9 protein-coding genes and 1 pseudogene are annotated in these 12,063 nt (G+C 28.9%); 5 read left to right on the top strand and 5 right to left on the bottom strand.

What is annotated here, in order from left to right; translation table 11 throughout:
* Positions 1–390 precede the first annotated feature (390 nt).
* From K7H06_RS06085 to K7H06_RS06070, 4 genes are all read left to right on the top strand, one after another.
* On the top strand, positions 391–546 hold the full coding sequence (locus K7H06_RS06085) for a hypothetical protein (protein ID WP_223038995.1): 156 nt from the start codon (positions 391–393) through the stop codon (positions 544–546).
* Positions 518–2,110 carry a recombinase family protein gene (locus tag K7H06_RS06080; RefSeq protein ID WP_223038994.1) on the top strand — a complete coding sequence of 531 codons (1,593 nt, stop codon included), beginning with the start codon at positions 518–520 and terminating at the stop codon, positions 2,108–2,110. The genes K7H06_RS06085 and K7H06_RS06080 overlap by 29 nt, the downstream gene beginning before the upstream one ends.
* Positions 2,079–3,674 carry a recombinase family protein gene (locus K7H06_RS06075; RefSeq protein ID WP_223038993.1) on the top strand — a complete coding sequence of 532 codons (1,596 nt, stop codon included), beginning with the start codon at positions 2,079–2,081 and terminating at the stop codon, positions 3,672–3,674. The genes K7H06_RS06080 and K7H06_RS06075 overlap by 32 nt, the downstream gene beginning before the upstream one ends.
* Before the next feature lie 326 nt (positions 3,675–4,000).
* The gene (locus tag K7H06_RS06070) at positions 4,001–4,681 is read left to right on the top strand and encodes a hypothetical protein (protein ID WP_223038992.1); all 681 of its coding nucleotides are present in this window, start codon (positions 4,001–4,003) and stop codon (positions 4,679–4,681) included.
* A 77-nt stretch (positions 4,682–4,758) separates the two neighbouring features.
* On the opposite strand, the pseudogene K7H06_RS06065 reads toward K7H06_RS06070, so the two are convergent.
* Positions 4,759–6,123, bottom strand: a pseudogene (locus tag K7H06_RS06065) (IS4 family transposase).
* 374 nt (positions 6,124–6,497) lie between these two features.
* Between K7H06_RS06065 and K7H06_RS06060 the strand changes: the two are divergent.
* A complete protein-coding gene (locus K7H06_RS06060) occupies positions 6,498–7,160 on the top strand; it encodes a Sir2 family NAD-dependent protein deacetylase (RefSeq protein ID WP_223038991.1) in 663 nt (220 codons plus the stop codon).
* Here K7H06_RS06060 and K7H06_RS06055 read toward each other — a convergent pair.
* From K7H06_RS06055 to K7H06_RS06040, 4 genes are read right to left on the bottom strand one after another with little or no spacing between them, the layout of a single operon-like run.
* Positions 7,157–7,846, bottom strand: coding sequence for a hypothetical protein (locus tag K7H06_RS06055; RefSeq protein WP_223038990.1), 690 nt, complete (start codon positions 7,844–7,846; stop codon positions 7,157–7,159). The two genes, K7H06_RS06060 and K7H06_RS06055, sit on opposite strands and share 4 nt — an antisense overlap.
* 19 nt (positions 7,847–7,865) lie before the next feature.
* Complete coding sequence (locus tag K7H06_RS06050) at positions 7,866–8,507, bottom strand: response regulator (protein ID WP_223038989.1); 642 nt, start codon at positions 8,505–8,507, stop codon at positions 7,866–7,868.
* 18 nt (positions 8,508–8,525) lie between these two features.
* Positions 8,526–10,673 (bottom strand): ATP-binding protein, encoded by a 2,148-nt coding sequence (locus tag K7H06_RS06045; RefSeq protein WP_223038988.1) that lies wholly within the window; start codon positions 10,671–10,673, stop codon positions 8,526–8,528.
* 36 nt (positions 10,674–10,709) lie between these two features.
* A complete protein-coding gene (locus K7H06_RS06040; protein ID WP_223038987.1) occupies positions 10,710–11,927 on the bottom strand; it encodes a DNA cytosine methyltransferase in 1,218 nt (405 codons plus the stop codon).
* Between the last annotated feature and the right edge of the window lie 136 nt (positions 11,928–12,063).

Here is a 12,063-nt window from a genome sequence, read left to right as displayed (position 1 = left end):
TAGAGTTCCTTTTTATTTTTTGTTTCCTGTTATTATCACCATTTAATTCACAAATTTGAATATGCAAAAATATGAATAATATCTATTTCTCTGCACATCCTAATGCCAAGGACGTCATAGAACATGTAAAATTTTAAGTTTAAGGTGTACTAATTCTTTAAACCTTAAAATTAAAAGTAATCCTTAAACTTCAATCAACGCCCTTTGACACTCCATATACCTTAGACTTCATTGTAGCTATTTTACTAAACCAGTTGAAAAACCATTTAAATATGTCATATTATCATTCTTTTTATCATCAAATGCTTGTCCATAATTCTAAATACTTTTACACTGAAAATTTCTATGTTTATAATCTTCATACTTTGAATATATTTTAGGGAGGTCAAAATGAAAAGAACAAATAAATCCACTCTCATACAGGTTGTCTATGGTGAAAGTGAAAATGCAAAATTAAAATTTATCAAATATATGGTAGATTATTTCTTTGACAAGCAAATATCAGAGGTGAGAAATAATGAAAAGTCAACTAGAAAAAATGACTGAGATCGAAGAATATATCAAAGCACAACAAAAATTTAATCAACCAAAAGATAAAAATAAGGAGAAAGAAGAAAAAACAACTCCATATGAACCAACCCCAGAAGATTATGCAGCTGTCTATGCAAGAAAATCAGGTCCTCAAGATACCTTTTCAATTCCTTCGCAATTAGAGGATTGTAAAAAGTTTATTAAAGGAAACAATCTGATCCTTTATGATACCTATCAAGACAAAAAATCTGGTAGAAAAATGCGTTTCTATGATCGCCCAGGATTTAAAAAGCTCCTTAATGATTTGGCAGCAGGTATGTTCAAAACAGTCGTTCTCACTAGAAGAGATCGTCTTTCACGTAGAGTTGATGACTTTATGCAGATTCGTAGAATTTTTCGCCATTATGATGTTCGTGTTTTTTATGTAAATGAAGGCGAACTAGTAAGCAGTCAGCATAGCTATCTGTCTAGCTTCCTTGAAAACATGCTCATAGCTATAAGCACCTTAGAACCTGAAAACATTGTAAGAAGAACTACAGATGGAAGACAATTTTTAAGGAATGATGGTATATATCAATCTAGAAATTATCCTCCCTATGGCTATAAGAAAAAAGAAGGAAAAAAACATGAATTTGAAGAAATCCCTCAACAAATTGACTTTGCTAAAAAAATTTTTGCATCTTTTATGATATTTCCATGTACAGACATAGACTATGATACTGCAATAAAACAATTTGCAGATCAAATGAATACTATAGAAAATGCTGATAGAAAGTTCAACAAACAATTCATCATCGATTTCCTCCAAAGACCTGTATATGGGGGTAAAATACGAAAAATGGAAATAGATGATATAGAAGATTTTGTAGAATGGGCTGAAGAAAATGAACGTTATATTCTATTAGATGAAGGATTTAGAGAATGCACAAACATAGATGGTTTGATCGCTTGGGAAGATTGGAAAACATGTTATCTAAAGTTTTATAAACTAAAGTATGGTATTCCTGAACCCCAGTATTTGTTTGGAAATTTGCTGTACTGCCAAAAGTGTAATTCCCCTATTCAACTTGTAAAAAACACAAATATTTATTCATGTAATCAAGGATGTACAAATATAGACATAGATTTGCTCATCTATAAAATATTTCATCAAGTCATATTTGATTGTGACAATGCAATCATTCAAGGGATTCTTAAGAAAAAATTAGATACCTTAAATACTGAAATAAGAAATCAAAAAAATGATTTAACCACAAAGGAACAAAAGTTTAGAAAACAAATTGATGATTATGCTAAATCCATGACAACATCTAATAGAAAAAAAATAGCAGAATTACAAGGAAAAATAAAAGAAATTAGATCCACTATCAATAACCTAGGACAAGAAAAAGCCATATTTACAAGTGCTATGAATAACCTCCCTACACTCAAAGAACAATTAGCAGACTTTAACCTTACAGATACGACCTATATTCAAAGAAACTGGCAAACTTATCAGGATCTTTTGATCAAATTTATTTCAAAGGTGGTGCTACAACCTAAAGGCCATGACTATACAATCAACATCCAATACATCTAATGCTAAAGAAAATCAAGCCATTGCATACATAAGAGTATCTACCAAAAGGCAAAAAGAAAAAGGAAACTCTCCAGAAGTTCAAAGACGATATGCAGAAAACTACGCAAAGAAAAATGGTCTTGAAATCATTGAATATGTAGAAGAATCCAAATCAGCATCCAAGATTGTTGTAGATCAATGTGATTTTGATAGTAGTATTTTCAGTGGACTAAAAAACAGGCCAGCCCTTTTAAAACTCCTTGCAAATGCAAACAAAAACAATCTTAAGCATCTTATTGTCAGCTCTCGTGATCGATTAGCTCGAAATTTAGAAGTTTATGTAGGGATAAAATATTTCCTCCAAAAGCAAAAGATTCAGCTTCACTTTTCTGCTCCTGGTGAATCTATGCATATTGCTAATGAAGCCTTTGAAACCTTTACAGAATTAGTATTTGCAAATGTTGCTGAACTTGAAGCAAATCTTATCTCTATAAGAGTTCGAGATGGTATGGCACAACGTGTTAAAAATAATTCATGGCCTGGAGGTAGACTACCCTATGGCTATATACTAGATGCAGATAAAAATATATCAAAATCTACTCCTAATGAAGAACAAGATATCCAAAAAATTTTCAACCTCTTTACCCAATATGTCTACAGCTATAGAAAAATCGCAGAAATTATGAATCGTAATCTTGATGAACCTTATTGGACAAAAAATAAAATAGATAGGATTATCAATAATAAAGTCTATCAAGGCAAAATCGTTTGGGGGATTACCAGTAGAAGAAACTTTATTACAGAAGATCATCGCATTATTAACTCTCCAGCGATACAATCCATTAAAATGATTGAAAAAGATACATGGGAACATGCTCAAAAGCTAAGATATAAAAAATCAACCCTAAAGGATACCAAGTATTATAGCACTCCCTTTCTTTTAAGGGACAAATTAGTTTGTGGCAATTGCGGTGAACCTCTTGAAGCTAAAAACTATGGCAAAGATAAATACGGAAAGAAAAGAGAAGGCGTCTATCGGTGTGCATGTAGAAAAAATTATAATGATAGAAATGATAAAATGATTTTTAAAAAGCATATCCTTGAAAACACATTCATGGAAGAGTTCTTTTCCAAGATCAAACCAAAAGAATCAAATACTTTGTGGAAATATTATACTGAAACCAAAGAAAAAGTGTTAGAAGATCATAAAAAAAATCTCAAAGTCATCCAAAACTCCCTACAAGAAACAGATGGATTGATTACTAATCTCGATAAGCTTATCGCCATTGAAAAGAATAAATCTTTAAAAGAAACGTTAATGACTCAAAGAGTCTATTATGATAAGCAAAAAACAACCCTACAAAATTATAAAAAGGAGCTTGAAGTGATCCCCACCGTATTCTTTGATGAACAATCAAAACTTGACGCTGCACTTTATCAGTTCTTTAGTAAAGATTTTAATACACTGATCAATGAGCAAAAAAGAATGATTATTGATTTGCTCATTAATAAAATTATTGTATCTAAAGTAGACAATCAACCGAAGCTAAATATTTACATAAATACTTCCATAGATATCCTCTAGCCCCTATCCTCATAGGGGTTTTCGACAATCTTATTCTCATAAAAATTGTGGTAATCTGCCCTACTCAGTATACTGAACACGTCAGATTACCACATTCAAATTTCAAACTTATATCTTATTTTTATTATACCTGATTTTTCGTTATTATTGCCTAGGAAATCTCGCACAATATGAAAAACCTATACTTCATTTTTAAAATTTAAAGTTAAAGTTTATGTTAAAGTTTCTCTTTAACTTTAGATCAAGCCTTAATAATTAGCATAAATTCCTACTAGTCCAAATATCTTATAGTATGTACTAAAACATGCTGTAAGGGATGTGATATTATGGGTAATGAAATTACGTTGACAGATGAAATGGAAGATTATCTAAAGAACCTTGTCAATCAAAACAAACCTCCTACTCCCAATAAGATAAAAAGTATGATCAACAAAGAATTTGATAAGAATTATGCTTATAACACAATCCTTAATAAAATTAGAGAAGTTTGTAAGAAAGAATGGAAAAAAGACCAGCGTGTATATGAATCTATAGAAACTGAAGAGGGCTATGATGGTTTTAAAAGTGAAGACACTCCAGCTCAATTTCAACTGGATTTTGACAATGATCCTAGTAAGCTTATTCCTTCGAAAAAAAAGCCTCACAAAAAAACTACTAAAAAGAAGCACGTATTAGATGAAAATATTGTAAATTACTTTTATAATTATATGACTAATTTAAACAAAAACATCAAGGCACTGGATTCTAAAATGAATAAAATTGTAAACTTCATCAATAAATTCGAAGAAGAAAATTCCCCAGAAAAACTCAAACAATTTTCAGATGATTTTATTAGAATTTATGCAGGAGCTAGAAATAAGGACTCTGTAAATATTAATGCTGAAATTAAGCAACGAGTTATTAAAGAAATGGAGAAAATTTATAAGATTAGAAAAAATCAGTCACTTGCTATTAATACGGCTTTGTTGGTTGCTTTGTATAATTCGTCTGATATTAATAATAATTAAAAATTTTTAGTGTTTATCAAGTGAAATGTTAACAAATATTTTGATAATAATATTATTAAAGTATCATAAGCGTTAATTTAAGCTATATTTTGGAAATTGTTTTCGAGCAAAAGATACTCCTGTAAAATTTCCAGCGTTGTTTTTCGTTGACGCTTATCATGTAAACTTTTTTTACTTATTCTCTTTAAAAGATTTTTAAGAAAATATATATTTGGCACTACTAATCGAAGTTTCTCAGCTATTTTGTCAGCATGGGTTGCAAATATCTTTGCAAAACGTAATATACTTAAGTTCTTTGAAAAATGCTGCTTTGATGGTAAGTACAAAAAATTATATAGTATTAACAAGGTAACTGCTGCTATAAGACTACCATATATTAAGCATTCTAGCTGAGATTTACCACAAATACCTACTTTGTCTATGTTAAGATAGCTTTTTAATGCCTTAAAAATAAGTTCAATTTGCCACCTTGCCCAATATAAATCACAAGCAGCTTCAGTAGGTAATTGTTCTTTGGTAGTATTTGTAACAATAATATTCCATGCCAATAATTCGGTTTCTTTAGCACTAATCTGTTTCCCTTTAGATCTAGCATCTTGATTCGCCTTGCGTCTTCGTTGATTTACTAGATCTTCTGGCAAACGGATGGCCACTAGACGACATTTTAGTTCATTTCTATAGCGTACTCCTAAAGAAACCTCTGTATCAACAACAGCACCTTTTAATAAATCAGTAAAGTCAACCTTAGTTAGATGTCCTGCTTTTTCTACGTAGATAACAGTATTTTTCTTAATTCGTGTGAGATAGTAACTACCTTTTTCTGATAAATTTTTAAAAAATGTTTTATCAAAATATCCAAGGTCTGTAATAAGTAATTCGCCTTGATGGACTAATGAAAGTAATTTATCTGTATAGGTAGTATCGGCTTCTGGAGCTTTTGTTAATTCAATACTTGAAAATACAGAAGATATTAAGCTATAAACTCCTTGAATTTTCAAAGAAGATTTTGTATTACGACCACCTAAACCAGGATACAAATTAGCTAATTTATCTGACAAAGTAATCTTTGTGCTATCACATACTTTTACATCTTTAAACTGAGTAAGAATAGTAGCTGTTTTTACTGGAATAACTTTACACATGGTTTTTACATGATATTTTTAAATACTTCTTGCAAAAACAAAGAAGATTTTTCTAACCTTTTATAAATTGCTCCTTTGGAGATTGTTAAATCTGGTTGAAATTCTTCACATTTTGATGCTATTTGGCTTAGTGAGGGGTGTGGTGTATTCAGTAACCCTAATGTAAAAACTTTTAGAATTATAATCAGGCAACACACCCTTTTTACGCTTGAAAAAACCTGTTTTTATAGCAATTCCCATAATTTTATGGTTATCAAACAATCGAATAAATTGTATAATAAGTGATGAAGATATGTTCATGGGAATCTCTCCTTTGTGATTTGGTCGTCACTTTGAGATTCCCATTTTTCATGCTTTTTTGCAAATGTAATTTTTACCTTGGAATAATATGGGTTAAGTTAACGCCTATGATTACAGTATTTAAATATTCTAGTTCATTGCATTTAAATCTATGATAAAATTATCCACAATATAATCAATTTATTGTTCCTTAGATCCAATCTAAAGCAATTTAAAATTTTATTAAACTAAAGGTATAGACTATAATCTTTTCGTAACCAATTTGTATTCTAAAAAAATAATTTTTATAAAATTGTTTCGTATTATATAATTTAAAAAATAAAATACTATCTATATATTAATATCATTATTTTAATTTGATAAAGGAGTATATTATGTTAACTAAAAAAATACTATTAGAAAAAATTAAGAATTCTAGATATCCTGTAGCTTTTACCGGTGCAGGCATCTCTATACCGTCTGGTGTTCCATCATTCGATATAAAATATTTTAATTATTCCTTAACAGAAATATTAAATAAAAATTTTTTAGAACACAATCCTTTAATTTTTTTTAAAGTCTATAGTAAATTAGTAGAATGGACAAATTTAAAACCCAATATTGTACATTACACTTTAGCAAACCTTGAAATACCAATAATCACGCAAAATATTGATGGATTACACAAAAAAGCTGGTAGTAAGACTATACTAGAACTTCATGGAAATCTAGAATATTTGATATGCTCAGATTGTAATTATATCATTGAATCAAAAAAAGTTTTTTATGAATATATAGATAACTTCAAATTAAAAAATAAAATTTTTTGCCCATATTGCCATAAAATATTAAAACCAAGTTTAGTACTCTTCGGAGATAATGTTCAAAATTTTGAAAAATGCAGCAACGAAATATATAAAGCTGACCTTTTACTAATCATTGGTAATAGTTTAAAAGTTTGGCCTGCCAATACTCTTATTAACAAAGCTATTAAAAACAACTGCGAAATAATTACAATTAATTCTTCCTGTGAAATATTATTTAACTTTAGTAGTTAAGCAATAATTTCTTGAGAGTTTCCTAAGACCATAATATTATCTGCAACATTAGATACAGCTAATAAGGCTTGTTCAATTCCATTGTTTTTATAAGAAACTTTATTGTTTCTCTTAATATGCTGTGCTTTAATCATCGCAACCTTATTCAATGCGTGTCCTAAAATTATCTTAAGCTTATTAAATGTCCATTTCTCAAGGATTGCTTTTTCAATTACACCACTAAATGTGTCTCTATAACATTCTCTAAGAAATACTACATATTCTTTTGAACTATATTTTCCATCTTTTCTATCAAAATGTATTTGATTATAAAATCCTAAGTAAACTTTACACCCAACATTTTCACATGCAATTACCCCAAGATTTCTTGCTGTTCTACACGAAATAGCAATTACTTTTTTACCAGCTAATTCACTAACATTATCTTGACTAAATAATGTTTGGTGGTGGGGATATTTTTGATTTTTAAAGTCATATTTATGATAAATATGATCATCATCTCCGTGAGCAATAATGATTAATGTATCATTTTTCTTTAATTTCTCAAGACATTTTTCCTTCTTATCTTCAAATATAACATCTATATCTACTTCATTCTCTTGCAAATCTTCTTTTATTTTTTTTGAAAATTTACCTAATTTTTTTGTATCTTTGTTTAATCTATTTCTATAAAATGCTACAGACATTACTATTCCTCCAGATATATCAATAATTTACGTTTAATAAAACACTAAACACTGTTTTTAAAATTCTTTCTCTGAAATTTCTTCCTTCTTCGGTATCATTTAGTAATTCGTTAATTAAATCCGTTATTTCGATTTCTTCTCCAGCTTTATTTGTATAATTTATATGAATATCTTCACTTCTATATTCTTTAAGTAATTTCGTTAAAGTAAGCGGAAGAATATCCATTTGTTTACAACAACTTTCTATGACCTCAATCATCATATCAAAATTATCCTTGGGCACTATTCTATCTATCTGTAGTTTATTAATTAAATCAAAAGCTTCTTTTCCTTCAAACGGAAATGTATACTTTCCTTTGTCCTGATTATAAACAAACGAACTAGAGTAAAAAATTACTTTACTAACTCTATTCTTAGTTCTAAATTTTTCAATAAAACCGTCTCCTGTGTTTTTATTAGCAAAATTAAATGATTTCTTAAGATTATAATCTACTAATAAAATATCATATGGTTTTGTCTCATCATATTCACTTTCATTATTCGCTATATCAAACTTAATATCTATATCATGTAATTCTTTTAGGTATTGTGCGTATGTATCACAAACTGACTTTATTTGAATCTCATCATCTATTACAAGTGCTCTATATTTATAAGACATATAACTCCTCCTACAAATTTAACTATAAATCACGGGTAATTTTATTAAAAAAGTAGTTTTCTTATTCTCTTCAAATAAATCTACATAAACAATTTCTCCACCGTGATCCTCAATAATATTTTTTGCTGATGCTAAGCCCATCCCTGTCCCTCCTAAGGATGTATGGGAACTCCATAATGAAAAAATAAACGGTATCTTACTTTCCTCAATACCTGTTCCATTATCTGAAAAATAAACTTCTACGTACCCTTTATTTATTTTAGTATGAATTGTTATTTTTTTATTTTTAATATTTTCTAATGCCTTAATAGAATTATCAAGTAAATTACCTAAAACACTTTTTATAGCTTGTTTACTACATTTTATATTAGTATTTTTAGCCTCAAAAATTTTTGTTACATCAATACTTTTATTTTGTAATATTGCTGTTCTACTTTCTAAATCTTCAATAATAATCTCTTCAATATCAAAAACAGATTTTTGTAATTTAGAGACATTAACATCATTTAAAGTTCCTGTTACTAGTTCACCAATGGATTCAAATGCGATATTTAAATCATTCATATCAATGTTTAACCCAGCTTTTCTAACCTCTAATTTGAATTTTTTTATTTGTGCATCTATAACTGTTAATTTATTTTTTATTTCATGTAAAACTTCAAATAACAAGCCTTCCTTATTAGTTATCTGCTCATAGATCTTCATCTTTTTTTCTATTTCTTTAGATGCAATTTCAACTGTTTCGATTTTCTTCATTACTTCCGAAGAATTATCTTCAACTTGCTTAAGTATATTGTTTCTTTCTATATCTGAAATATTAGTTTTATTAATTATATCTTTAAAAGATGAAAATAAATCCCTTGTTTCCATCTTTAGATCTTTTGACTCGTTTTTTAGTACTGCCGTGGTCTCTTTCGCTTGCCTCTTAAATCTATTAAATATATACTCTTGTAAAATTTTAATTAAATTCCATACAAATTCTTTTAAATCTTCAAATTCTGGAACATCCTCTATTAATCCAACTCTGTCTGTAGCTTCTTTTAAAGCATAATTTTTTTTCGTTGGATCATGTGATAATACTAAATATCCTACTAAATCTCTTGTACCAAAAGTTCTAAAGAAACCTTGAGCATGAATCTTATCAATCGCTAGCCAATCATTATGTGGTTCACCATAAGGCATTACTCTAAAATTATCTTTAAATATTTTTATATTTCCGTAATCACTAGTTCTTAATCCCATTTTCTTAGTAAAAATTTTTTTATCTGTTGTGTTTAAATAATAAATTTTAGCAGTTACAGCCCCAAATGTAGATTTTGAATATAGTTTTATTTCTTTATTTTCAACTATCTCTCCTTTATCTTCAATCTCATAATAAAGAAGACCGTTTGTATTCAAATCTGCGTATATACTTGTCTTTAAATAATCAAAAGAATCATTAATAATCTCTTCTGATTCTTCAACTATCTCTTCATCTATTTCTGTAGCATAAGTGAGTATTATCCTAAATTCATCTTGTTCTATACTTATTGGTGATAAAAATTTTTTTAAATCTCTTTTTAAATTATCTATATCTCGAATAGTCCACTTATCTCTTAAATTTTTTATTGTTAATTTTAATCCCGAATGTTCTCCTATTTCTACTGGTAAAACTTTATACTCACAAGGAATTTGGTGTATTAGTTTGCTTCTATCATCAAATTTATTCCAGTCAAAATAAACAATTGTTTTATTAATTAAATTTTTATCAATAGTCTCTAAAATAAGATATGATCCTATCTTATCTACTCCAAATCTACCTATTCCTTTTTCCCCATTCACGGTTCGTTCGACCATTGTTTCGACTTGTTCACTTCGTAATCTAACCTTTTCAACTTTTTCAATCTCTTTTGAAGGTGTTCCTAATTCCATCCAATATTTTTCAACTTCCTTTGTGGACATTCCTTTTCCATTATCTATTACTTCAATATACGAATGTTTGGTCGAAATTATTTTGTTCTTGTTGTCATCCTTTAGAAAATTTACAAGTTTTATTTCGACTTCAGTAGCTCCAGCATCATATGAATTTTTCACTAGTTCGAATATAGCGATTGAATTTTTGGTAATAAGTTCCCTTCCAACTAAATTTTCAACTTTGGCATTTGTTCTAAAAAATAATTGTGGCATCAAATCCCCACCTTTTTATTTTTAAAAATTATTTTATTATACTGATTTTATAAAAGCTTTCATAATTTCTTTTGCCACAGCCCGTGCCATTAAAGGAGGTACTGCATTACCTACTTGTGTATATTGAGGTAATTCAACTTTTCTTTTTTTTCCCCCAGTTGTTCTTTTTCCTAAAAATACAAAGCTATCATCAAAAGATTGTAGTCTAGCTAACTCTCTAACAGTCATAATTCTATTTCTTGCATAATGAATAAGATCATCAGGTAATGTTAATACAGTAGGTGATGGTTCATCACTCTTTACGCGATAACATCGTAATTTTTTTGTTTTATACTTCTCCCACTCATCATTGCTTAATCGCTTTTTCAAATCTTCTAAATTCCCACCCTCCGGTATTAATGAAAATCTTTCTATAACCTTTGCTGAATGTCTTGTAGCCTCATGATTGGATAAAAGCTCAGCTTTTATAGGATTCCCATCAGCAGCCGGCGTTCTACCATTTATTGACGTACTTTGATAGTCTGACAGAGATTGATTTTGATGATATTTCTTCGTATGATGACCTGCTTCTAAAAACGATAAGTCATCTATAGCTAATTTAATAGTTACATCTTTACTAACACTTCTCATTGGAAATTTGGGTGGTACCACTAAGTCTACATACTTTTTACCTCTTATTTTCTCAATTTTATGTCCTATAAAAAATACTCTCTTTCTGTTTTGTGGAACACCATAGCCATTAGCTTGAAGAACTTTGTGTTCAACTTTATATCCAATTTTATAAAATTCCTCTTCTAATATTTGTGGTACTGTTGCTTCTTTGTAATTTTTTCCAGAAATTCCCTTGAATTTATCAAACTTCATTGATAAAAGACCTTCCACATTTTCCATTACAAAATAACTAGGTTTAACATTTTTAATAGTTTGAATATAACTTTTAAATAACATATTTCTTGGATCATCTTGTTTCCTCTTCCCTGCCAAACTAAATCCTTGACAAGGTGGTCCACCACATACTACATCAACTTTTTTTTCACCTAAGAATTCTTTTAGAAATTCTTCTTCTGAGAATTTTTTTATATCAACACATGCAAATTTTACATTATACCCCAACTGTTTATGTCTATTAACATATGTATCCATAGCTTGTTTATTAATATCACAAGCAAACCCAACATCAAATCCTGCTTGAATAAAACCTTCTGACATCCCCCCCGCACCACAAAATATATCTAATACCACTGGCTTGTCCATTGAAATCATCCTTATCTAATAGGGTTTTTATTACTATATCTATTCTTCATCCAATATAATATTCCTTGTTTCTATTTATCTGATCACAGCTAAGTCATTCTAAAAACATTTTTTATTTTGTTTTCTAATATCTTAA

The organism is Crassaminicella profunda (genome assembly GCF_019884785.1).
In the GTDB taxonomy this organism is placed as follows: domain Bacteria; phylum Bacillota; class Clostridia; order Peptostreptococcales; family Thermotaleaceae; genus Crassaminicella; species Crassaminicella profunda.
Note: the sequence above shows the minus strand (reverse complement) of the source record. Positions and strands in the feature narration are given on the sequence as shown.